Below are 21550 nucleotides of genomic sequence, written 5' to 3'. Positions count from 1 at the left end.
AGCATCAACACCATAACGGAAGCAGGCAAAGATTAACAACGACGTTAACGACCTGGACGCCACGCTGGCCGCCCTCGCCGACCCCACCCGGCGCAAGGTGATCGACCTGCTGCGCGAGGGCCCGCGCCCGGCCGGCGAGCTGGCCCAGGCGGTGCGGATGAGCGCCCCCGCGCTCAGCAGGCACCTGCGCGTGTTGCGGGCCGGCGGCCTGGTGCGGGCGGAGGCGGGCGGCGAGGACGCCCGGCTGCGGCTCTACACCCTGCGCCAGGAGCCGTTCGCGGCGCTGCAGGCGTGGCTGGACCAGGTGCAGGCGTTCTGGGCCGAGCAGCTCGGCTCGTTCAAGGACCACGTGGAGCGCGGGCGGTGAGCACGGTGCGGGCGGCGGTCGTCGTGCCGGTCGATCCGGCGACCGCGTTCCGGATGTTCACCGACGAGATCGACCAGTGGTACGTGCGCGGCCGCCACAGCTGGGTCGATCCCGCCCGCGCGGTGGCCATCCGCTTCCAGGACGGCTACCTGCGCGAGCTGTGGGACGACGGCGGCCACGCCGACCTGGGCCGGATCGTGCACTGGGAGCCGCCCCGCCGCCTGGTCTGGGCCGACCTGCTCAACCCGGGCGGCCGGATGGAGATCGAGGTGGCCTTCACCGCGGTCGAGGACGGCACGCGGGTGCTGCTCGAACACCGCGGCCTGAACACCCTGCCGCCGGACGTGGCCGGGCGCATCCGCCGCGGCTACTCCTGGAACATCGTGCTGGGCTGGTTCGCCGCCCGATGGACGCGGGCGTGATCAGCGGCGGCCGTACTTCTTGTGCACGGCCTGCTTGCTGACGCCGATCGCGTCGGCGATCTGCGCCCAGGGCAGGCCCGCCACCCTGGCCCGGCGCACCTGGACGGCCTCCAGGCGCTCGATCTCGCGCCGCAGCGCGGTGGTGGCGTGCAGGGCCAGCAGCGGATCGTCGTCCTGCGCCTGCCTCATCAGGGACGCCAGGTCGTTGGTCATGCCCTAACGGTAGTCCACGATCTCCCGCCGCTCAGCGGGTCATCGCGCGTCCAGGACCAGGCGGACGCCGAGGCCGATGAGCACGACGCCGGAGATCTGCTCCAGGCGGCGCCTGACGGCCGGGCGGCCGAGGAAGTCCCTGGCCCTGGCGACGGTCCAGATGAGCAGGCCGTACCAGACGGTGTCCACCAGCACCCAGACGACGGCGAGGGTCACCAGCGTCAGCGGCACGTTCTGCCCGGCCGGCACGAACGGCGGCAGGAACGACATCGCGAACACCGCGGCCTTGGGATTGGCCAGGCAGGTGCCGAGCCCCGACAGGTAGGACCCGCGCAGGCCGGCCACCGCCTCGACCTCCACCGGCGGGGTGCCCCGGCGCGCGTTCCACAGCGCCTGCGCGCCCATCACCACCAGCACGACCGCGCCCGTGACGCGCATGACGTCGTAGGCGACCTGCGAGGCCATCAGCAGCGCCGACAGCCCGAACGCGGCGGCCAGCCCCCACAGCAGGATGCCGGTCTCGTTGCCCAGCGCGGCGGCCAGGCCGGAGCCGCGGGAGCGGAGCGTCTGACGCAGGATGACGGCGGTGCTCACGCCGGGGGCCATGGCCACCAGGAAGCACGCGCCGACGAAAGCCAGAAGGTACATGCTGGGCATGCTGACAGAGAAGGCGGCCTTTTTCTCGCGATTTATCCTGGCTAGTTGATCTAGAGGTACAGCTTGCCGAGGCCGGCCACCGCCTCGGCCATCAGCGCCCGCAGCTCGGCCGGCTCCAGCACCTCGACGTCGGCGCCGATGCGCAGCAGCAGCCAGCGTGCGTGGGTGAGCGACTCGACCGGCACGGTGAGCGTCCGCCAGCCCTCGGGGTCGGGCTCGCCCGCCGCGGCCAGCGCCGCGGCGACCACGTCGGACCCCATCGTGTACGCCAGCAGGTCCTCCCGGCCGGGCGCCAGCCTGATGACGGCCTCGGCGGTGTACATGCGCTCGCGGAACTCCTTGGCGTACGCCCGCCAGAACGCCGCCAGCTCGAACCCCTCCGGCCTGCGGAACCGGCCCGGGAGCTGCTCGACGGTGAGGATGCGCGAGACCCGGTAGGTGCGCGGCGAGCCCTCGGGCGGGGCGGCGACCAGGTACCAGGAGCCGCCCTTGAGCACCAGCCCGTACGGGTGGATCACCCGGTCGACCTCCCGCTGCCCCCATCGGCGGTAGGTCATGTGCAGCGGCCGCTGCTCCCACACCGCCTCGGCCACGTCGCTCAGGTGCGGCACGTCGTCGGCCGAGCGGTACCAGCTGGGCACGTCCAGCAGGAAACGCTCGCGCATGCGCGAGGCGTGCGAGCGCGGCTCGGGCGGCAGCGCGGCCAGCAGTTTCAGCTCCGCGGTCGCCGCGACATCGGCCAGCCCCAGCTCGGCGGCCGGTCCCGGCAGCCCGGCCAGGAACAGCGAGGACGCCTCCTCGGCCGTCAGCCCGGTCAGGCGGGTGCGGTAGCCGTCCAGGAGCTGGTAGCCGCCCGCCGGTCCGCGGTCGGCGTAGACCGGGACGCCGGCCGCCGACAGGGCCTCGACGTCCCGGTAGACCGTGCGGATCGACACCTCCAGCTCGGCGGCCAGCTCGGGCGCGGTCATCCGGCCCCGCGTCTGCAGGAGCAGGAGGAGGGAGAGCAGGCGGCTGGCACGCATATTCGTCATTGTATTGCGCACATTTTCGGTGTTTGTATGAACAGATGGAACGTTTGACCGCCATCATGAACGCCCTGCGCGCCCAGGACAGCGTCTCGGTGACCGAGCTCGCCGAGCGGCACGGCGTGTCGGAGATGACGATCCGGCGCGACCTGGACGAGCTGGCCCAGCAGGGCGTGGTCCGCCGGGTCAGGGGCGGGGCGCTGTCCCTGCTGCTGCGCGGCGAGGAGCCACCGTTCGGGGTGCGCGAGCGGGAGGCGGTGGAGGCCAAGCAGCGCATCGGCGTCCAGGTCGCGGCGCTGATCGCCGACGGGGAGGCGGTCGTCCTGGACGGCGGCACCACCGTGCTGGAGGTGGCCCGCGCCCTGACCGGGCGGCGGCTGACCGTGCTGCCGCTGGCGTTGCAGGCCGTCTCGCTGCTGGCCGCCGCGCCGCGGGTGCGCCTGGTGCTGCCCGGCGGCGAGGTCCGCAAGGGCGAGCTGAACGTCACCGGCCCGCTCGCCGAGAACTCGATCGCGGCGCTGCGCTTCGACACCGCGGTGATCGGTTGCTGCGGCCTGTCGGCCGAGCACGGTCTGACCGCGCACGACCTGCCCGAGGTCGCGGTCAAACGGGCGGCCATCGCCGCCGCCCGGCGGGTGATCGTGGCCTGCGACTCGGGCAAGTTCTCCCGTACGGCCTTCGGCGCGGTCTGCCCGATCTCCCGCCTGGACGTCGTGGTGACCGACGACGGCGTGCCGCCCGAGCAGCGTGACGCGCTCCTCGCGGCCGGGGTGGACGTCAAGGAGGCCGGATGAGACGCGAACGGACGGCCGTCTACCTGCTGTTCTTCCTGGCGGGCCTGGCCATCGGCACCTGGACGGCCCGCATCCCCGCCATCAAGGAGGCCCTCGGGCTCGACGCGGGACGGCTCAGCCTGGCGCTGCTGGCCATCGCCGCGGGCGCCGTGGCGGGCATGACGACCGTCGGCCGCCTGGTGGACCGGTACGGCAGCAGCCGCGTCATGATCCCGGCGGCCCTGTTGCAGGGCGTGGTGCTGGTGCCGCCCGCCTTCGCCCCCGGCCTGGGCGCGCTGGCCGCCGCGCTGCTGGTCTTCGGGATCGTCCACGGCGTCCTGGACGTGTCCATGAACGCCAACGCCGTCGAGGTGGAACGCGCCTGCGGGCGGCCGGTGATGTCGTCCTTCCACGCCGTCTACAGCGTCGGCGGGTTCGCCGGGGCCACGACGGGCGGGCTGTTCGCGCAGGCCGGGCTGCCGCCGTCGGTGACGTTCGGGTGCGTGGGGGCGGTGATCGCCGTGCTGGCGGTGTGGGCCTGGCGGTGGGCGCTGCGCTCGACGCCCGCTCCCCTGCCGGCCGGCGGCTCGGGGTCCGGACGGCCCAAGGGCATCCTGTTCCTCGGCGTGCTGGCCTTCTGCTGCCTGGTGGGCGAGGGGGCGGCGGCCGACTGGAGCTCGGTCTACCTGCGCGAGAACCTGGCCTCCTCGGCGGGGTTCGCCGCAGCCGGGTACGCCGCGTTCTCGATCGCGATGACCGCGGGACGGCTGGCGGGCGACCGGCTGGCCGCCCGGTTCGGGCCGGTGGCGCTGGTGCGGTGCTGCGGGCTGCTGGCGGCGGCCGGGCTCGGGCTGGCGCTGCTCGGCGCGGGGCCGGTGGCCGGGGTGGTGGGGTTCGGCTGCTTCGGGGCGGGGTTGTCATGCATCGTGCCGCAGGTGTTCTCGGCCGCCGGGCATCGGGACCCGGCCTTCGCCGGGCGGGCGCTGGCGCGGGTGGCGTCCGTGGGGTACCTGGGGTTCCTGTCGGGGCCGGTGATCATCGGGGCGGTGGCCCAGCTCGCCGGGTTGCCGCGGGCGCTGGCCGTACCGGCGCTGATGGCGGCCTTCGTCGCCCTGACGGCCCCCGCCCTGCGGTCTTAGGCGTCCGATCGCGGGCGGCGCGCCGGGGACCAGCGGCGTACCGGGGACCAGCAGCGTGCCGGGGATCAGCCGAACTGCTGCCAGCCGAGCCTGATCACCATCGCCACCACCACGCACAACAGCACGACCCGGACGAACGCCGTGCCGCGCCTGATCGCCATCCTGGCGCCGAGCTGGGCGCCGGCCACGTTGCACAGCGCCATGCCGAGCCCGAGCGCCCACTGCACGTGGCCCTGCAGCCCGAACACCGCCAGCGCCCCGAGGTTGGTGCCCACGTTGATGATCTTCGCCGAGGCGGAGGCGGCGACGAAGTCCAGGCCGAGGATGGTGGTGAAGGCGATGATGAGGAAGGTGCCGGTGCCCGGCCCCATGATGCCGTCGTAGAAGGCGATGCCCACGCCCGCGGCGGCCACCGCCGCCACCACCCGGCCGTCGGTCCGCAGGTGCGGCTGCGGCAGGGCGCCTATCGAAGGGCGCAACGTGACGAACGCCGCCACGCCGAGCAGCACCACCATCACGACCGGGCGCAACACGTCGGCCGAGATCGCCGCCGCCGCCCACGCGCCCAGCCCGGCGCTCACCACGGCCAGCGCCGCACCCGGTAACGCCACCTGACGGTCGATCTTGGTGGAGCGCGCGTACGCCACGGCGGCCGAGGCCGTGCCGAACACCGAGGAGAACTTGTTGGTCGCCATGGCCTGGACGGGCGGCATGCCGGTCATCAGCAACGCCGGCAGCTGCACCAGCCCGCCGCCGCCCACGACGGCGTCGACCCATCCGGCGCCGGCCGCGGCCGCCAGCAACACCACAACCTGCTCCAGCGGCACGCCGCTCCCCCACTCCCCCAGGAAACGCCCAGAAGACTACAGCCCCCCTCCAACCACCCACCGCAGGCCACCCCCTCACCCCGGCCCTCACCCCCCGCGCCCTTCACCCCCGGCACGATCTCCTACACACCGTCTACCCGCCGCGCGGGTGACCGGCGGGCGCCGTCCCGGCCGGATAGACGAGACTGGACCGGTGACGATCGAGAACGGACCGCCCGTGTCGAGCACTTCCATCGTGGTGCTCACGCTGGCGCGGCGGGTCGAGACGGAGCTCTCCGCCGAGCTGGCGCCGCTTGAGCTGACGATCAGCCGCCTGGGGCTGCTGGGACACATCGCCGGTGTGCCCGGCGCGTCCTTCAGCGACCTGGCCCGCATGTCGGGCATCTCGGTGCAGAGCGTGCACGCGGCGGTCAAGGGGCTCGTCCAGGCGGGGCTGGTGCGCGACCGTACGGCGCGGGCGGGGTCGGCCTCGACCATCGAGCTCACCCCCGAGGGGCAACGCCTCCTGCGGGAGGCCGCCCAGGCCATCACCAAGGTCGACGAACGCCTTTTCGGCCCCGACGCCGACCCGATTCAGCAACAGGTGGGCGAAGCGATCCGCACCGCCTTCCCCACCCCCTGACCTCTTGCCCCCCACCGCACCGCCTCCGCCGCCTGCCCCCTCCGTCGCCGCTTCAGCGGTGGAGCCCTGCGACGGCCGTCAGCACCTGCTCGCGGGCGGTGGTCGCGGACGTGACTCCGGTGAGCACGTAGGCGGCCAGCCCTTCCGCCAGCGCCACCAGGGCAAGCGCCGTATCGGACGGGGCGAGGGTGGCGGGGATGCGGCCGACCTGCTGGTCGCGGGTGACGTGGTCGGCCATCCGGCGGCGGAAGCCGGCATACAAGACGCACAGGTGGTGGAAGCCGGGCATACAGGACGCGCAGCCGGGCCGCGATGGCCTCGCAGGCGAAGGCGCGGGCGAAGGCGAAGGCGCGGGCGCGGGTGCGCCGCAGTCCCGAATGACAGGTCGGCTTTCAGGGGGACTGAAGGTTTCGGCTAGGCTTCAGTCACACTGAAGGTTGGAGGCGATCCATGAATCATGTCCTGTTGTCCATCCACGTGCTGGCGGGGATCGTGTTCGTCGGCGGTTCGGCGGTCGCGTCGAGCTTGTTCCCCCGTTACGCCCCTGTCGCATCCACGACGCCCATCACCACCACCGGCTCTGCCACGGCCGTCGGCTCTACCAAAGCTGCCGGCGCGGAGCGCAGTGCCGCCGTAGCCGCTGCGCTGCACCGCATCACCGGTGGTTACGCCGCGTTCGGGTTGATCGTCCCGTTGGCCGGGATCGTGCTGGCCAGTGTGCAAGGACGGATGGGGCAGACCTGGATCATCGCGGCGATGATCCTCACTGCCGTCGCGGGCGCCCTGCTGGCCACCCAGATCCACCCCCGCCAGCGCCAGGCCCTCGACGTCCCCGACGACGGCCGCCGACTCCGTACGCTGACGATGCTCACCGGCGTCTACAACCTGCTGTGGGCGGCCGTCGTCGTGCTCATGATCGTCCGTCCGGGCGAGCAGACGGGAGCCTGAGCGTGCTGACCCTGCGCATCGCCGCCGCCGCCGAGGCCGTCACGCTGGCGGTTCTGCTGACCAACCTGCTCACCGTGCACGCCAAGGCGATCACGACCTACGCCGGCCCGCTGCACGGCATGGCCTACCTCATCGTCATCGCCACGGCGGCCATGACACCCAGGGCGCAAAGCACGCCCGGGGCGCGCTGGAGCGCGTTCGTCCCCGGGATCGGCGGACTGCTGGCCCTGCGACGCCTGCGCGCCGTACCGGACGGCCGGGAGGGATGATCCCGGGCTCGGGTAGGGCCCCAAAGAGGCCAGCAGGCCGGGCCCCAAGCAGGACGCCGATCCCGCGGTCCAGGCAGGACCACGGCCGGGCGACCCGAAGGGTCCCGGGCAGACCAGCCCGCAGGAGGCACAGGCTAACCAGCGGGCACGAGGCACAGGCAACCCAGCCCAACAGAGAGCCGGGGAGACCAGCGACAGGCCGGCCCGCAAGAGCCCAGGCAGCCACCCGCAGGGCCCCGACGAGACCAACGGGCAGGCCGGCCCCGGACAGGCCGGCCCCGGACAGGCCAGCGGGCCCAGGGGGACCAGCGGGCCTGGGCCCGGACCAGGCCCGGGCCGTAGGTCAGCGGGCGGCGGCCAGGGTGCGTTTCCTGGAGGCGTAGATGTCGTCGATCAGCCGGTAGCTGCGCGCCTGCTCGGCGGTGAAGATGCGGTCGCGCTCGATGTCCTTCCTGATCTCCAGCACCCCGCGCCCGGTGTGCCGGGCCAGGATCTCCTCCTGCTGGTCACGCATCCGTACGATCTCCCGGGCGTGGATCTCCAGGTCGCTCGACTGCCCCCGGCCGCCCTCCGTGGCCGGCTGGTGGAGCAGGACGCGTGCGTGCGGCAGGGCCGCCCGCTTGCCCGGCGTGCCCGCCGCGAGCAGGACGGCCGCCGCCGAGGACGCCTCCCCGATGCAGACCGTGTGGATCTCCGGCCGGACGAACTGCATCGTGTCGTAGATGGCCGTCATCGCCGTGAACGACCCGCCCGGCGAGTTGATGTACATGTTGATGTCCTGGTCGGGATCGAGCGACTCCAGCGTGAGGAGCTGGGCCATGACGTCGTTGGCCACCGTGTCGTCGATCGGGGCGCCGATGAACACCACCCGGTCCTCGAACAGCTTGTTGTACGGGTTCATCTCCCGCACCCCGTAGGAGGTGCGCTCGGTGAAGGAGGGCAGCACGTAGCGACCGCTCATGGTCAGTTCATCCCTTCGGCGATGTGGTCGACGAACCCGTACTCCAGCGCCTGCTGGGCGGTGAACCACCGGTCGCGGTCGGAGTCGGCCTGGATGCGCTCGAGCGGCTGGCCGGTGTGGTGGGCGATGATCTCGGCCATCCTGCGCTTGGTGTAGAGCATGTTGTCGGCCTGGATCTGGATGTCGCTGGCCGAGCCGCCGATGCCGCCCAGCGGCTGGTGCATGACGACGCGGGCGTTGGGCAGGGCGTAACGCTTGCCCGGTGCCCCGGCGGTCAGCAGGAGCTGGCCCATGGAGGCGGCGAAGCCCATCGCCACCGTCGCCACGTCGCACGGGACGAACTGCATCATGTCGTAGAGCGCCATGCCGGCCGTCACGGAGCCGCCCGGCGAATTGATGTAGAGCGTTATGTCCCGATTGGGGTCTTCGGCTGCCAGCAAAAGCAGCTCACCGCAGAGCCGGTTGCAAATCTCGTCGTCGACCTCCTGGCCGAGCACCACGATGCGTTCCTTCAGCAGGCGCTGACTGAGCTGGTCAGGCCAGGCCGCGCGCTGGGTCTCCGTCATTGACGTCGCCTTTCTGCCGAAACTAATTCTGCGAAAAACGCTAGACCCGGCGGCGGTGAATTCCGGCCTATTTTCGCTGGGGGCGCATTTCACTCAAGGCGCATTACTCCCAGCGCGAAATAGTATCGACATACAATCCCGGATGTGAGAAGGAACCTCCCCCGCCGTTGGACGTGCCTCATCCTGGGCGGGGCGCTGCTGATGCCGTACATGATGGCCGGGGTGCTGGTCGCCGGGTTGTGGCGCGGCGCGTCGCCCGACCTGCTGATGCCGATCCAGGTCGGGGTGTTCGTCGCGGTGCTGCCGGTGGTGGCGGTGACCGGGCTGTTCCTGCCGGTGCGCGCGCTGGAGGTGAACGCCGCCCAGGGGCTGCTCGGGGCCCGCGTGGAGACCCCGCCGCGGCAGGCCCGCCGGTCGTGGCAGGAGCGGCGGCGCACCGCCGCGTGGTTCACGCTGCATCTGGCGGTGGGCGGCGTGGTGAGCGGGTTCACGCTGGCGGTGGTGCCGTTCACGATGTTCACGATGGCGCTGCCGGTCATCGGGGAGCCGATGCCGGTGCTGGGCCTCACGGCCGAGCCGGGGTGGCCGTCCGTGCTGTGGGCGGCGGCGGGCGTGGGGGCGCTGGCGCTGCTGGTGGCGGGCGCGGCGGGCGCGGGCGCGCTGCTGGCCGCCCTGGCTCCCCCGCTGCTCGGCCCCACCCCCGCCGAGCGGCTGGCCGCCGCCGAAGATCACGCCCGTACGCTGGCCGAACGCAACCGGCTGGCCCGCGAGCTGCACGACTCGGTCGGGCACGCGCTGAGCGTCGTCACCCTGCAGGCCGCCGCGGCCGGACGCGTCCTCGACCGCGACCCGGCCACCGCCAGGACCGCGCTGGCGGCCATCGAGCAGTCGGCCCGCGCCGCACTGGAAGACCTCGACCACGTGCTCGGCGTCCTGCGCGAGGACACACGCGCGGACGGGCGCGCGGACGCACACGCGGACGGGCGCGACGATGCAGGCGCCGATGCAGGCGAGGACGGGCGGGAGGGGCGCCGCGAGGGCCACCGGGAGGCCGGCGAGGAGGGGCGGCGGGCGCCGCAGGCGACATTGGCCGACCTCCCGGCCCTGGTGGCGGGCTCCGGCGCCGAGGTACGGCAGGACGTGGGCGACCTGTCCGGCGTGCCCGCCGTCGTCTCCAGGGAGGCGTACCGCATCCTGCAGGAGGCGCTGACCAACGCGATCCGGCACGGCGGCGGCACGGTCCGGCTGGCCGCCGCCGTCCAGGGCGAGGACCTGCGGCTGGAGGTCAGCAACGCCAGCGGGAGGCACGGTGAAAGGCACGGCGAGAGGCACGGTGGGAGGCGCAGGCGGGGCGGCGGCCGGGGCGTTGACGGCATGCGCGAACGGGTACGCCTGCTCCGCGGCGACCTGCGCGCCGGCCCCGACGAGGACGGCTGGACGGTCTCGGTCCGCCTCCCCCTGCGCCCGAGCCCATGACCCCCGCACCCCGGCTGATCCCCTCCAGACGGCTCCCTCCCAAGACGGGCCCCCGCTGATCCCCTCCAGGCGGCTCGCCCCCGGGACAGGCCCCGCCGCCGTCAGCCCAGGACACCCGCGAAACCTTCCCACCCAGGTGCCGCTACGGTCAGGGGCATGACACTCAAGGTCGTGATCGCCGACGACGAGGACCTCATCCGCGCCGGGCTGCGCGTCATCATCGACGCCGAGCCCGGCCTGCGCGTGGTCGGCGAGGCCGGGGACGGCGCCGCGGTCCTGCCGGTCGTCCGCCGCGAGCGCCCCGACGTCGTGCTGATGGACGTCCGCATGCCCGCCATGGACGGCATCCAGGCCACCCGCCGGCTGGTGACGCTCGACGACCCGCCCAAGGTCCTGGTCGTGACCACGTTCGAGAACGACGACCACGTCTACGACGCCTTGCGCGCCGGAGCGAGCGGCTTCCTGCTCAAACGCACCAGACCGGACGACCTGATCCAGGCGATCAGGCTGGTGGCGGCCGGGGAGTCGCTGCTGTTCCCGGCCGCGATCCGCACCCTGGCCGGCCGCCGCCCGCGCGCCCACGTGCCGGGCATCGACCGGCTCACCGGCCGCGAGGGCGACGTTCTGCGGCTGATGACCAGGGGCATGTCCAACACCGAGATCGCCGCCGAGCTGGTCGTCAGCCAGGAGACCGTCAAGACGCACGTCGGCAACGTCCTTGCCAAGCTGGGCGCGCGCGACCGCACCCAGGCCGTGATCGCCGCCTACGAGTCCGGGTTCGTCTCCCCCAGCTGATCGAGCAGCTGCGCGGCCGGCAGCAGGGTGGCCTCGGCGGCGCTCAGCCCCTTCGCGGCCAGGGCCCGGTCCACCAGCCGCAGCCCCACCGCGTACCCCGCCATGTCGGGGATGCCGCGGGGTTCCTGGCCGAAGCGCCGCATGGCGCTGTCGCCCAGCACGTACGCCGGGGTGTTCCCCATGCCCTCCAGGTAGAACGCGTCCATGATCAGCTCGTGGGCGCGTTCCAGCTCCTCCCCGGTCACCATCCGCGACCAGGGCCCCATGGCCGCCGGGCCGGACAGCTCCCGGACGAACGCCTCGGCCAGCCCCTCGGCCACCACGTGCTCGCCCACGGTGACCTTCCGCGGGTCCCACTCGACGTTGGTGTAGCGCACGTTGTGGTGGAACTCGTGCACCGCGCAGTGCGCGATCCGGCCGATGACCTCCTCCGACGGCCAGCCCAGCAGGTACAGCCAGCCGGGCGAGCCGCCCATCCCGTAGTAGCCGCCGCTGATCCTCATCAGGTGCTCGTTGTCGGGGTCGCCGAGCACGAACATCACCTGCAGCGAGCATGCCTGCCTGGCCTCCTTCAGCGCGTGGGAGGCGCGCTCCAGCTCCCTGCGCACCTGGCCGAGCACGTCGGCCTCGATCATGGCCCGGACGGCGGGCAGGTAACGGGCGTCCTCGGCGTCGACGCGGAAGCCGCCGCCCTGGTGGTGGATGTCGACGATGTCGCCGGGCACCGGGATCGCCGGCCGGATCGGCGCCAGCATCTCCCGCAGCGCCTCGGGCCGGTCGGCGAGCGGCCGGGCGAGCAGGTCCGCCATGGCCGTGAGCGTGTCGTGAACGATGAACTCCATGCCGCGGACGCTAAAGCCTCACGTAACGTGAGGCTCAAACGCATTAAAGCGGCGACTCGCCCAGTTCGTCGCCCGGCGACTGCCCCGGCGTGCCGGGACCGGTTCGCGTCGGCGACGGCGACTGCGACGGCGAGGGCTCCGGCACCGGCGTGGCGGGCGTGGGCGGCGGCGTGGGCACGAACACCGTCGGCGGGAGCTGCCGGGGCATCGGCTCGCTGTCGCGCCTGCCGAACAGCAGCAACAGCAGGATCGTCGTGACCAGCACCAGCAGCAGCGCCAGCGCCAGCGCGGCCAGCAGCACCCGCCGCCGCGTCTCGGTCAGCGGCAGCCGCCGCGCCAGCGGCCCCGGCAGCGCGGGCGCGCGGTCGGTCAGCCAGTACGGCACGAAGTCCGGCCCGTGCGCCTGCCCGATGAACGTCCCGCCCACCATGACCGGGTCCAGGAACCGTTCGGCCCCCGGCTGCCCCGGCGCGTACGGCACCGCCACCCACGGCGCCGGCCCGTCGTGCACGTCGAGCACCTCGGGCGTCCCGTCGAGCACCGAGGCGCGCGCCCGGCCGAGCCCCAGCCACCCGCGCCCGCCGGACCGCCCCGGCGCCTCCTTGATCGCGGTCAGGAACCGGTCGCGCGCCGCCGCGTCGAGGGCGGCGCCCCGGGTGAGCACGGCCAGCGACACCGCGCGCCCGTCGGGTCCCTGTCCCAGGTAGACGAACCCGGCCGGAGCCGTGTGCAGGCGGGCCTGCACGACGTAGCGCCCCAGCTGGGGCGGATCACCGTACTGCAGGGGACTTGCCACGTTTGCCATGAAAGCACAGACGTGGCGTCGTGCACGTTCGCGGCGCGTTTGGTGGAATGGCGTCATGAGCGTCGCCGAAGAGTTGCCAGGCGGAAACGACGCGGCAGTGCTGCGTCGAAGTCTCGACGAGGTCCGGCGTGTCATCGTGGGACAGGAGCACATGGTCGAGCGGCTGGTCGTGGCCCTGCTGGCCCGCGGTCACTGCCTGCTCGAAGGTGTGCCGGGAGTCGCCAAGACCCTCGCCGCCGCCACCTTGGCCACCGTCGTGGGCGGCACGTTCGCCCGGATCCAGTTCACCCCCGACCTCGTGCCGAGCGACATCGTCGGCACCCGCGTCTTCCACCCCTCCAACGAGAAGTTCGACGTCGAGCTGGGTCCGGTGTTCGTCAACTTCCTGCTGGCCGACGAGATCAACCGCGCCCCCGCCAAGGTGCAGTCGGCGCTGCTGGAGGTGATGGCCGAGCGCCAGGTCACGCTGGCCGGCGTCACGCATCCGCTGCCCAGGCCGTTCATCGTGCTGGCCACCCAGAACCCGATCGAGTCCGAGGGCGTCTACCCGCTGCCCGAGGTGCAGCGCGACCGTTTCCTGTTCCGCGTGCGGGTGCCGCACCCCAGCGCGCACGAGGAGCTGGAGATCCTCCACCGCATGAGCGTCACGCCGCCCGTGCCCGACCGCGTGCTCGACCCGGCCCGGCTGCTGGCCCTGCAGCAGGCCGCCGAGCAGGTCTCGGTGCACCAGCTCGTGGCCGACTACGTGGTGCGCCTGGTCATGTCCACCCGCGCGCCCGCCGACTACGGGCTGGGCGACCTGGCCGAGACGATCGAGATCGGCGTCAGCCCCCGCGCCACCCTCGGCCTGGTCTCGGCCGGGCGCGCGCTCGCCCTGCTGCGCGGCCGCGACTACCTGCTGCCCGACGACGTGCGCGACGTGGCCGTCGACGTCATGTCCCACCGGCTCATGCTGACCTTCGACGCCCTGGCCGACGGCGTCGATCCCGAGCAGGTCGTCAAGCAGATCCTGCACGCCGTGCCGCCGCCCCTGGTCGTCTGGAACCAGAACCGTTGAACACCGCCGAACAGGCGCTGCGACGGCTGGAGCTGACCGTCACGCGGCGGCTCGACGGCCTGCTGCACGGCGCCCACCAGGGGCTGCTGCCCGGCACCGGCAGCGAGACCGGCGACAGCCGCCTGTACGTGCCCGGCGAGGACGACGTGCGCCGCATGGACTGGGCCGTCACCGCCCGCACGACCGTCCCCCACGTCCGCGACCTGATCGCCGACCGCGAGCTGGAGACCTGGGCGCTGGCCGACCTGTCGGCCAGCATGGACTTCGGCACCGCCGACACCGACAAGCGCGACCTGGTCGTGGCCGCCGTCGGCGCGATCGGCTTCCTGTCCAGCCGCATGGGCGACCGGTTCGGCGCGCTGGTGCTGCACGAGGAGTACATCCACCGCATGCCCGCCCGTACCGGCCGCCCGGCCCTGTACGGGCTGCTCAACTCCCTCATGGACGCCCCGCGCGGCCGGGCCGTGCCCGACGCCCCCGACCTGGCCGAGGGCATCGACGTGCTGGCGGCCACCCGCCGCCGCAGGGGCCTGCGGCTGATCGTCTCCGACTTCCTCGACGACCGCCCCGAGCTCGACCCCGACGCCGAACGCCCCTGGGAACGCCCGATCAGGCGGCTGGCCGCCCGCCACCAGGTGCTGGCCGTGGAGGTCATCGACCCGCGCGAGCTGGAGCTGCCGGACGTCGGCCGGGTGGCGTTCACCGATCCCGAGACCGGGAACGTACGTGAAGTGCATCTTTCTCCCAAAGTCCGGCAAGCATATGCGGAGGCCGCCGCCCTCCAGCGTGAGGGCACCCGGCTCGCCCTGCGCCGCGCCGGGATCGCCCACCTGGTGCTGCGGACCGACCGGGACTGGGTGTTCGACGTGGCGCAGTTCGTCCTGCGCCAGCGCCGCATGAGCCACCTCGCCCACCGGAGACCCGTATGACGTTTCTCGCGCCCGGCTGGTTGTGGCTGTTCGTGCTGGTGGCGCTGCTGGTGGCCGGATACGTCGTGGCGCAGTTCGCCCGCCGCCGCTACACCGTGCGCTTCACCAACCTGGCGCTGCTCAACCTCGTCGCCCCCGCCGGGCCGGGCTGGCGCCGGCACGTGCCCCCGGCGCTGTTCCTGGTCATGATGTCGTTCCTGGTGGTCGGCGCCGCCAAACCCGCCGACCAGGTACGCGTCCCCCGCGACCGCGCGACCATCATGATCGCCCTCGACGTCTCCCTGTCCATGGACGCCGGCGACGTCCAGCCCAACCGCATCAGCGCCGCCAAGGCCGCAGCCCAGGCGTTCGCCAGGGAGCTGCCCGACCGCTTCAACGTCGGCGTGGTCTCCTTCGCCCGCTCGGCCAACGTCGTCATCTCCCCCACCACCGACCACCAGGCCGTCGTCACCGCCATCGGCAACCTGACCACCCGGCCCGGCACCGCGATCGGCGAGGCCGTCTTCAACTCGCTCGACTCGGTGCGCTCCTTCGACCAGCAGGCCGCCACCGACCCGCCGCCCGCCGCGATCGTGCTGCTGTCCGACGGCGACAACACCTCCGGCCGGTCGGTGACCGAGGCCATCGAGGCCGCCCAGCAGGCGCACGTCCCGGTCTCCACCATCGCGTACGGCACCCAGGAGGGCACCGTCGACATCGACGGCAGGCCGGTGAACGTCCCGGTCAACAAGCAGACCCTGCAGTCGCTCTCCGACGGCACCAGCGGCCGGGCCTACGCCGCCGAGTCCGGCAGCGAACTGCGCGACGTCTACGAGCAGATCGGCACCTCCCTGGGGTTCAAGCTGGTCAGCCAGGAGATCACCCAGTGGTTCATCGTGGCCGCGATCGTGCTCGGGCTGCTGGTGGCCGGCGCCGCGGTCTTGTTCGGCACCCGCATCCCGTAACGTTTTCCCACGTGGCCCACTACTTCTCCGAACGTCCCGAGACCGCGAGCAGGCCGGGCTCGGTCGACCTGGTCCTGCCCGACCTGCACCTGCGGCTGGAGACCGACCGGGGCGTGTTCTCGCCCGACCGGGTCGACGTCGGCACGCGCGCGCTGCTGGAGTCGGTCCCGCCGCCGCCGCAGGAGGGCGACCTGCTCGACCTGGGCTGCGGCTACGGGCCCATCGCGCTGACGATGGCCTCGCGGGCGCCCGGGGCGACGGTGTGGGCCGTCGACGTGAACCGGCGCAGCCTGGAGCTGACCGGACGGAACGCCCAGACCGCCGGCCTTTACAAAGTAAGACCCGTTCATGTTGATGAAGTGCCGGATGACGTGAAATTTCGGGCCATCTGGTCCAATCCCGCCATCCGGATTGGCAAGCCGGCTCTGCACGAGATGCTCACCAGGTGGCTCACCCGGCTGACGCCCGACGGCGTCGCCTACCTGGTCGTCCAGAAACACCTCGGCTCGGACTCCCTGCAGCGCTGGCTCGGCGAGCAGGGCTGGCAGGCCTCCCGCGAGGCCTCCCGAGCCGCCTACCGCATATTGAAGGTGGCCCGATGAGAAGGCAGCTGCGCCCCACCGACGTCAAGCGGCTCAACCGCACCTGGCGCAGGAACACCGACAACCGGCTCGCGCTGATCCTGGAGTCGGTGACGGGCCCGTTCAACGTCGGCTCGATCTTCCGCAGCGCCGCGGCGTTCGGCGTCGACCAGATCTGGCTGGCGGGCAACGCCACGCCGCCCACCAACCCCAAGGCGGGCAAGACGGCGCTCGGCACCGAGCGCCTGGTCACCTGGCACGAGCCGGTCCCGGCCACCGAGGCGGTCAAGGCCGCCAAGGACGACGGCTACGCCGTGCTGGCCATCGAGCTGACCGGCGAGGCCGTGCCGCTGCACCGCGCCGACCTCGGCCGCGACGTGTGCCTGGTGGTCGGCAGCGAGGACCACGGCTGCTCCCCCGCCCTGCTGGAGGCCGTCGACGGCGTCTGCTACATCCCGCAGGTCGGGCGGGTCGGCTCGTTCAACGTGTCGGTGGCCGCGGCCATCGCGCTGGCCGAGGCGCGCCGCCAGGAGTGGGAGAATCTCCCCGAACCGTGACCGAACCGTCCACCATCGGAAGGGACACCGGGTCGTGCTCAGCCGTCGTTTCGCCTTTCTCGACCATCCGGGGCCGCTGGCCTTCGCCCACCGCGGCGGCGCGCTGGAGGGCGCCGAGAACTCCCTGGCGGCCTTCGAACGCGCGGTCGGGCTCGGCTACGACTATCTGGAGACCGACGCGCACGCCACCGCCGACGGCGTGCTGCTGGCCTTCCACGACCACACCCTCGACCGGGTGACCGACCGGCGGGGCCGCATCTCCGAGCTGCCCTACCGGGAGGTCCGGCAGGCCCGCATCGCCGGCGTGCACGAGATCCCGCTGCTGGAGGACCTGCTCGGCACGTGGCCGCAGGTGCGCTTCAACATCGACGTCAAGGAGGCGGCGGCCATCGCGCCGCTGGCCGAGGTGGTCCGCCGCACCAACGCCTACGACCGCGTCTGCCTGACGTCCTTCTCCGACGAGCGCCTGGTCATGGCCAGGGCCGCCATGGGCCGCGAGGTGTGCTCGGCGCTCGGCCCGCGCGGTGTGGCCGCGCTGCGGGCCGCCGCCACCACCTCGGGCTACGGCCGGCTGCTGGCCCGTCTGTCGCGGGCCGGGATCCCGTGCGCGCAGGTGCCGGTCGGCTTCCGCGGCCTGCGCGTCACCACCCGCCGCCTGGTCCGCACGGCCCACGCCATCGGCATGCAGGTGCACGTGTGGACGATCAACGACACCGTCCGCATGGAGCACCTGCTCGACCTCGGCGTCGACGGCATCATGACCGACAACGTCACCGGCCTGCGCGACGTCCTCGAACGGCGGGGCCTGTGGCACCCGCGCGGCATGGCGGCCTGACCCGCCCGGCGGCGGCCACCTTCCTCTCCTGAGGTGATCACTGTAAGGTCATGGGCACGACACGTGGACGTGACCCACGACCTGCGAAGATGGGCACTTCGTCAGGCATGACCCCCCGTGGCCGCAGAGGAGCGACACGACACCATGGCCTCCACCGCACCCCCCGCGGCCCTCGACGACTCCCCCGCGGCGCGCCGCCGCGAGCAACGCGGCTGGTACTTCTACGACTGGGCCAACTCGGCGTTCTACACCACGATCATCTCGGTCTTCCTGGGCCCGTACCTGATCCCGGTCGCCAGGACCGCGGCCTGCGCCAAGGACTTCCCCAGCCTCGCGCCCGAGACGTGCGCGTCCCAGTTCGACGCGCTGGTCCTGCGCCACCCCGGCCTGGGGTACGTCGACGTGCTCGGCGCCGACATCAGGCCCGCGGCCTTCTTCGGGCTGACGCTGACGGTGGCGGTGTTCCTGCAGATCGTGTTCCTGCCCATCGTGGGCGCGCTGGCCGACCACACCGGCCGCAAGCGGGAGCTGCTCGGCGGGTTCGCCTACGTCGGCGCGCTGGCCACCATGGGCCTGTACTTCGTCGAGGGCGACCGCTACCTGCTGGGCGGCGTGCTGTTCGTGGTGGCCAACCTGGCCTACGGTTCCTCCGTGGTGGTCTACGACTCCTTCCTGCCGCAGATCTCCACCCCCGAGGAGCGCGACGGGGTCTCCTCGCGCGGCTGGGCGATCGGCTACCTCGGCGGCGGGCTGCTGCTCCTGCTCAACCTGGCGCTGTTCCTGCAGCACGACAGCCTGGGGCTGAGCGAGGGCATGGCGGTGCGCATCAGCATGATGTCGGCCGGCCTGTGGTGGGCGACGTTCACGGTCATCCCGCTGCTGCGGCTGCGCAACCGTCCCGTGGCGGCGCACGAGACCACGGCGCTGCGCTCGGTGCGCGGGAGCTTCCGCCAGCTCGGCCGTACGCTGGCCGAGCTGCGGCGGTACCCGCTGACGCTGCTGTTCCTGGTGGCCTACCTGGTCTACAACGACGGCGTGCAGACGGTCATCGGCAACAGCGCGGCCTTCGCCTCCGAGGCGCTCAAGCTGGACAAGACCGTCCAGATCACGGCGATCCTGATGGTGCAGTTCGTGGCGTTCTTCGGGGCGCTGCTGCTGGGGCGGCTGGCGCGCAGCTTCGGCACCAAGCGCACGGTGCTGGCCAGCCTGGTGTTGTGGACCGGGATCGTGGTGGTGGCGATGTTCGTCGGCGAGGGGCGGGCGCTGCAGTTCTACCTGATGGCCTTCGCGATCGCGATCGTGCTGGGCGGCACGCAGGCGTTGTCGCGGTCGTTGTTCTCGCAGGTGATCCCGAAGGGGCGGGAGGCGGAGTACTTCAGCCTGCTGCAGATCAGCGACAAGGGGTCGGCGTTCATCGGGTCGCTGACCGTGACGATCGCGCTGCAGGTCACCAACAGCTACCGGATCGCCATCGTGTCCATGATCATATTCTTCGTGGTGGGCTTCGTGCTGCTCGCCCTGACGAACCTGCCCAAGGCCATCAGGGCGGCCGGCAACGAGGTCCCGTCGCGGATCTGACGCCCGTCAGGGGCCGTATCGGCGCGAGAGCCAGTACGAGGCGCCCACCAGGGCGCCGGTGCCCAGGATGGCCAGCAGCACCAGCGGGCCGACGTGCCCGCCGCCGGTCATGGCGCCGCTCTCCAGCCGGATCTCGGCCCGACCGGGGGCCTCGGCCGGGCGGGTGACGGGCTCGGGGGGCCGGGAGTCGCGGGCCTCCAGGCCGGGGATGGCCTCGACGTCGTCGTCCCGGCGGGGGGCGTGGGCCTGTTTCGTGGCCGGTTCGCGCCGCCCGGACCGGGGGGCCGCGCGGTCGTCGTCACCGTCATCGTCGTCGTCGCCGTCGTCGTCGCCGTCATGGACGGCCTGGACGAGCGCCGGGGGCGGCCCGGCCGCCGCCTGGGCCGGAAGCAGCATCCCTCCCCCGGCGAGGACGAACGCGAGCGCGGCGGCCGCCGCGGGCCAGCGTGGCATGAGATCCATCTACGCCTCCTGATCGACGTCGCGGTCCCCTGAAGCCTGCGGGGCCGCCGTGGGGCGGCCGTGAGCGGGCCATGAGAGTCCTCTCACGAAGGGTCGCGGGTCAAACACCGAGCGTCACAGATCGGCGGCCAGCACCATGGTGCCCGGCCCCCGGGCCGCTCCGGGACCGGGCATCGGCAGCACGGTCTCGGCCGTGGCCTCGCCGCCGCAGTGGGGGCAGGTGACGACGGGCGTGAACTCCCGCCCGCAGGAGTGGACGAGCAGCGCGGGCGGCCCGCCGGGCGGGGTGGACCACCGGTCGCCCCAGGCCATGAGCGTCAGCAGGGCGGGCACGACGTCACGCCCGGCCTCGGTCAGCAGGTATTCGTGGCGCACCGGACGCTCCTGGTAGGGCCGTTTCTCCACGACCCCGGTGGCGACGAGATGGTCGAGCCGGCGGGCCAGCAGGTTGCGCGAGATGCCCAGGTCCTCGGCGAGGTCGTCGAACCTGCGCAGGCCGAGGAACAGGTCGCGCAGGATCAGCGGGGTCCACGGCTCGCCGATGACGCCGACGGCCTGGGCGATGGAGCAGTGCATCTCACCGAACCTGTTCATGCACCCATGATAGTGGGTTGATAATGTGAACCCATGACAGTTCACATTCAGGACTCACCCGCCGGCGCGTACCGCCGGGCCGGCGAGGCGCACGACGCCCAGGCACTCAAGGCCACCCTCGCCGACGGCGTGGTGTTCCACTCCCCGCTGAGCTACCGGGCCAGGTTCGAGGGTCTGACACAGGTGGGGGCGTTGTTCGAAGCCGTCTTCGACGTGCTGTCGGACCTGCGCTACCAGAGCGACATCGGCGACGGCCGCACCCGCATGCTCACGGCGACCGCCCGGGTGGGCCGCCAGCCGCTGAACGAGGTGGCCCAGCTCGAACTGGACGACGACGGCCTGGTCCGGGAGATCACCATGTGGATCAGGCCACTGCCGGGACTGACCGCGCTGATGGCCGCCCTGGGCCCGCGCATCGCCAGAGACAAGGGCAAACCGGGCCTTCCGCTGCTGGTGGGGGCAGCCTCCGCGCCGCTGGCCGCGATGACGAGGTTCGGCGACCGGACCCTGGTGCCGCTGCTGACCTGACATCCGGGTTGCGGTCGTCGCTCTGAACAGAGAGCAGTGCTCTTGACACGGGAACACCTGTCACGAGAGCATTGCTCTCACAACAGAGCAACGCCCTCAGCCAGGAGTTATCCATGACCTCCCCCCGCCTCACCTCCGCCGCCTTCGCCCTCGGCGGCGTGCTGCTGTTCGTCTACCCGGTGGTGCGGCCGTCCGGCGACGACGCCGTCGCCATGGCCTCGACCGCGTGGGTCACCGGCCATCTGGCCGCCATGCTCGGCTTCGTGCTGCTCGGGCTGGGCACGCTCGGGCTGCACCAGGTGCTCGGCGACCGCCTGTCGCTGCGCGCGGCCGCGGTGACCTGGGCCGGCGCCGGCCTGACACTCCCCTACTACGGGGCCGAGGACTTCGGCCTGCACGTCATCGCGCAACGTTCGCTGCGCGACGGCGCGCCCGCGCTGATGGAACTGGCCGAGCAGTTCCGCTTCGCCCCGACGGCGGTCACCATGTTCGCCGCCGGGCTGGCGCTACTGGGCGCCGGAACGGTGATGGCGGCCGTGGCCGTGTGGCGTTCGGGGATCCTGCCCAAGGGGGCCGGGACGGCGCTCGCGCTGGGTCTGGCGCTGTTCATCCCGCAGTTCTTCGGCCCGTACCCGGTGCGGATCGCGCACGGGGCGCTCATCATGATCGGCGGGTTGTGGCTGGCGGCGAGCCTGCTCAGAGCCCCGCGGACGACCGCCGCGGCCTGAGGACGAGGGACCGCTGGGAGCGGGCTCGAATACCCGAGGCCCCAAGCGCG

At 72.5% G+C, this 21550-nt stretch carries 29 protein-coding genes; 18 read left to right on the top strand and 11 right to left on the bottom strand.

Annotated elements, in window-relative coordinates; all coding sequences use genetic code 11:
- Window positions 1–31 precede the first annotated feature (31 nt).
- A complete protein-coding gene (locus ACIBQ6_RS11375) occupies window positions 32–367 on the top strand; it encodes a metalloregulator ArsR/SmtB family transcription factor (protein ID WP_358287563.1) in 336 nt (111 codons plus the stop codon).
- Window positions 364–789 (top strand): SRPBCC domain-containing protein, encoded by a 426-nt coding sequence (locus tag ACIBQ6_RS11370; protein WP_397211341.1) that lies wholly within the window; start codon window positions 364–366, stop codon window positions 787–789. The genes ACIBQ6_RS11375 and ACIBQ6_RS11370 overlap by 4 nt, the downstream gene beginning before the upstream one ends.
- On the opposite strand, the gene ACIBQ6_RS11365 is transcribed toward ACIBQ6_RS11370, so the two are convergent.
- Genes ACIBQ6_RS11365 through ACIBQ6_RS11355 form a run of 3 tightly spaced genes read right to left on the bottom strand, consistent with a single transcriptional unit; the run spans window position 790 to window position 2681 of the window.
- The gene (locus ACIBQ6_RS11365) at window positions 790–1002 is read right to left on the bottom strand and encodes a hypothetical protein (protein WP_352328267.1); all 213 of its coding nucleotides are present in this window, start codon (window positions 1000–1002) and stop codon (window positions 790–792) included.
- A 39-nt stretch (window positions 1003–1041) separates the two neighbouring features.
- Complete coding sequence (locus tag ACIBQ6_RS11360) at window positions 1042–1650, bottom strand: LysE family translocator (protein WP_358286635.1); 609 nt, start codon at window positions 1648–1650, stop codon at window positions 1042–1044.
- A 59-nt stretch (window positions 1651–1709) separates the two neighbouring features.
- Entirely contained in the window at window positions 1710–2681 is a 972-nt protein-coding gene (locus tag ACIBQ6_RS11355) for a helix-turn-helix transcriptional regulator (protein WP_397211339.1), read from the bottom strand.
- Between the two features lie 44 nt (window positions 2682–2725).
- Between ACIBQ6_RS11355 and ACIBQ6_RS11350 the strand changes: the two genes are divergently transcribed.
- Both ACIBQ6_RS11350 and ACIBQ6_RS11345 read left to right on the top strand, forming a co-directional pair.
- Window positions 2726–3478 carry a DeoR/GlpR family DNA-binding transcription regulator gene (locus tag ACIBQ6_RS11350; RefSeq protein WP_397211337.1) on the top strand — a complete coding sequence of 251 codons (753 nt, stop codon included), beginning with the start codon at window positions 2726–2728 and terminating at the stop codon, window positions 3476–3478.
- Window positions 3475–4596, top strand: coding sequence for an MFS transporter (locus ACIBQ6_RS11345; protein WP_397211335.1), 1122 nt, complete (start codon window positions 3475–3477; stop codon window positions 4594–4596). Before ACIBQ6_RS11350 ends, ACIBQ6_RS11345 begins: the two co-directional genes overlap by 4 nt.
- Window positions 4597–4661: 65 nt before the next feature.
- Here ACIBQ6_RS11345 and ACIBQ6_RS11340 read toward each other — a convergent pair whose 3' ends face one another.
- On the bottom strand, window positions 4662–5423 hold the full coding sequence (locus ACIBQ6_RS11340) for a sulfite exporter TauE/SafE family protein (protein ID WP_397211333.1): 762 nt from the start codon (window positions 5421–5423) through the stop codon (window positions 4662–4664).
- Window positions 5424–5640: 217 nt separating this feature from the next.
- Between ACIBQ6_RS11340 and ACIBQ6_RS11335 the strand changes: the two genes are divergently transcribed.
- The gene (locus ACIBQ6_RS11335; RefSeq protein WP_397211331.1) at window positions 5641–6045 is read left to right on the top strand and encodes a MarR family winged helix-turn-helix transcriptional regulator; all 405 of its coding nucleotides are present in this window, start codon (window positions 5641–5643) and stop codon (window positions 6043–6045) included.
- 52 nt (window positions 6046–6097) lie between these two features.
- Here ACIBQ6_RS11335 and ACIBQ6_RS11330 read toward each other — a convergent pair whose 3' ends face one another.
- Window positions 6098–6334 carry a hypothetical protein gene (locus tag ACIBQ6_RS11330; RefSeq protein ID WP_397211329.1) on the bottom strand — a complete coding sequence of 79 codons (237 nt, stop codon included), beginning with the start codon at window positions 6332–6334 and terminating at the stop codon, window positions 6098–6100.
- Window positions 6335–6495: 161 nt separating this feature from the next.
- Between ACIBQ6_RS11330 and ACIBQ6_RS11325 the strand changes: the two genes are divergently transcribed.
- Together ACIBQ6_RS11325 and ACIBQ6_RS11320 are read left to right on the top strand one after the other, a co-directional pair.
- The gene (locus ACIBQ6_RS11325; protein ID WP_397211327.1) at window positions 6496–6993 is read left to right on the top strand and encodes a hypothetical protein; all 498 of its coding nucleotides are present in this window, start codon (window positions 6496–6498) and stop codon (window positions 6991–6993) included.
- 2 nt (window positions 6994–6995) lie between these two features.
- Complete coding sequence (locus ACIBQ6_RS11320) at window positions 6996–7262, top strand: DUF3817 domain-containing protein (protein ID WP_397211325.1); 267 nt, start codon at window positions 6996–6998, stop codon at window positions 7260–7262.
- A gap of 343 nt (window positions 7263–7605) precedes the next feature.
- On the opposite strand, the gene ACIBQ6_RS11315 is transcribed toward ACIBQ6_RS11320, so the two are convergent.
- Window positions 7606–8223: an ATP-dependent Clp protease proteolytic subunit gene (locus tag ACIBQ6_RS11315; protein ID WP_397211323.1), complete on the bottom strand. Its 618-nt coding sequence runs from the start codon at window positions 8221–8223 to the stop codon at window positions 7606–7608.
- Window positions 8224–8225: 2 nt separating this feature from the next.
- Window positions 8226–8789 (bottom strand): ClpP family protease, encoded by a 564-nt coding sequence (locus ACIBQ6_RS11310; RefSeq protein ID WP_397211321.1) that lies wholly within the window; start codon window positions 8787–8789, stop codon window positions 8226–8228.
- Between the two features lie 144 nt (window positions 8790–8933).
- On the opposite strand from ACIBQ6_RS11310, the gene ACIBQ6_RS11305 reads away from it, so the two are divergent.
- Together ACIBQ6_RS11305 and ACIBQ6_RS11300 are read left to right on the top strand one after the other, a co-directional pair.
- A complete protein-coding gene (locus ACIBQ6_RS11305; protein WP_397211319.1) occupies window positions 8934–10265 on the top strand; it encodes a histidine kinase in 1332 nt (443 codons plus the stop codon).
- Between the two features lie 156 nt (window positions 10266–10421).
- Window positions 10422–11060 carry a response regulator transcription factor gene (locus tag ACIBQ6_RS11300; RefSeq protein ID WP_352350739.1) on the top strand — a complete coding sequence of 213 codons (639 nt, stop codon included), beginning with the start codon at window positions 10422–10424 and terminating at the stop codon, window positions 11058–11060.
- Here the strand turns inward: ACIBQ6_RS11300 and ACIBQ6_RS11295 are convergent.
- A complete protein-coding gene (locus tag ACIBQ6_RS11295; protein ID WP_397211317.1) occupies window positions 11030–11902 on the bottom strand; it encodes a DUF2268 domain-containing protein in 873 nt (290 codons plus the stop codon). The two genes, ACIBQ6_RS11300 and ACIBQ6_RS11295, sit on opposite strands and share 31 nt — an antisense overlap.
- Window positions 11903–11945: 43 nt before the next feature.
- Window positions 11946–12707, bottom strand: coding sequence for a hypothetical protein (locus ACIBQ6_RS11290; protein ID WP_358286614.1), 762 nt, complete (start codon window positions 12705–12707; stop codon window positions 11946–11948).
- 55 nt (window positions 12708–12762) lie between these two features.
- Between ACIBQ6_RS11290 and ACIBQ6_RS11285 the strand changes: the two genes are divergently transcribed.
- The 7 genes from ACIBQ6_RS11285 (at window position 12763) to ACIBQ6_RS11255 (ending at window position 19188) form a co-directional block, all read left to right on the top strand.
- Window positions 12763–13764: an AAA family ATPase gene (locus ACIBQ6_RS11285; RefSeq protein ID WP_397156642.1), complete on the top strand. Its 1002-nt coding sequence runs from the start codon at window positions 12763–12765 to the stop codon at window positions 13762–13764.
- The gene (locus ACIBQ6_RS11280; protein WP_352350747.1) at window positions 13761–14693 is read left to right on the top strand and encodes a DUF58 domain-containing protein; all 933 of its coding nucleotides are present in this window, start codon (window positions 13761–13763) and stop codon (window positions 14691–14693) included. Before ACIBQ6_RS11285 ends, ACIBQ6_RS11280 begins: the two co-directional genes overlap by 4 nt.
- Window positions 14690–15637, top strand: a complete 948-nt coding sequence (locus ACIBQ6_RS11275; RefSeq protein WP_387675369.1) for a VWA domain-containing protein — start codon at window positions 14690–14692, stop codon at window positions 15635–15637. The genes ACIBQ6_RS11280 and ACIBQ6_RS11275 overlap by 4 nt, the downstream gene beginning before the upstream one ends.
- An 11-nt stretch (window positions 15638–15648) precedes the next feature.
- On the top strand, window positions 15649–16239 hold the full coding sequence (locus ACIBQ6_RS11270) for a class I SAM-dependent methyltransferase (protein WP_397211315.1): 591 nt from the start codon (window positions 15649–15651) through the stop codon (window positions 16237–16239).
- Window positions 16236–16775, top strand: a complete 540-nt coding sequence (locus ACIBQ6_RS11265) for a TrmH family RNA methyltransferase (RefSeq protein WP_352350753.1) — start codon at window positions 16236–16238, stop codon at window positions 16773–16775. The genes ACIBQ6_RS11270 and ACIBQ6_RS11265 overlap by 4 nt, the downstream gene beginning before the upstream one ends.
- Before the next feature lie 34 nt (window positions 16776–16809).
- Window positions 16810–17610, top strand: a complete 801-nt coding sequence (locus ACIBQ6_RS11260) for a glycerophosphodiester phosphodiesterase (RefSeq protein WP_358286606.1) — start codon at window positions 16810–16812, stop codon at window positions 17608–17610.
- A gap of 144 nt (window positions 17611–17754) precedes the next feature.
- Window positions 17755–19188 carry an MFS transporter gene (locus tag ACIBQ6_RS11255; RefSeq protein ID WP_397211313.1) on the top strand — a complete coding sequence of 478 codons (1434 nt, stop codon included), beginning with the start codon at window positions 17755–17757 and terminating at the stop codon, window positions 19186–19188.
- 6 nt (window positions 19189–19194) lie between these two features.
- Here the strand turns inward: ACIBQ6_RS11255 and ACIBQ6_RS11250 are convergent, their stop codons facing one another.
- Together ACIBQ6_RS11250 and ACIBQ6_RS11245 are read right to left on the bottom strand one after the other, a co-directional pair.
- Window positions 19195–19650: a hypothetical protein gene (locus ACIBQ6_RS11250; RefSeq protein ID WP_397211311.1), complete on the bottom strand. Its 456-nt coding sequence runs from the start codon at window positions 19648–19650 to the stop codon at window positions 19195–19197.
- Window positions 19651–19764: 114 nt separating this feature from the next.
- Window positions 19765–20244: a helix-turn-helix domain-containing protein gene (locus ACIBQ6_RS11245; protein ID WP_352350760.1), complete on the bottom strand. Its 480-nt coding sequence runs from the start codon at window positions 20242–20244 to the stop codon at window positions 19765–19767.
- A gap of 33 nt (window positions 20245–20277) precedes the next feature.
- Between ACIBQ6_RS11245 and ACIBQ6_RS11240 the strand changes: the two genes are divergently transcribed.
- The gene (locus ACIBQ6_RS11240) at window positions 20278–20772 is read left to right on the top strand and encodes a hypothetical protein (protein WP_397211309.1); all 495 of its coding nucleotides are present in this window, start codon (window positions 20278–20280) and stop codon (window positions 20770–20772) included.
- Between the two features lie 113 nt (window positions 20773–20885).
- Window positions 20886–21500 carry a hypothetical protein gene (locus tag ACIBQ6_RS11235; protein ID WP_397211307.1) on the top strand — a complete coding sequence of 205 codons (615 nt, stop codon included), beginning with the start codon at window positions 20886–20888 and terminating at the stop codon, window positions 21498–21500.
- Window positions 21501–21550: the final 50 nt, after the last annotated feature.

This window comes from Nonomuraea sp. NPDC049655 (genome assembly GCF_044465465.1).
Taxonomy (GTDB): Bacteria; Actinomycetota; Actinomycetes; order Streptosporangiales; family Streptosporangiaceae; genus Nonomuraea.
The sequence above is the reverse complement of the archived record's forward strand: the minus strand, read 5'-3'. Positions and strand labels throughout refer to the sequence as shown.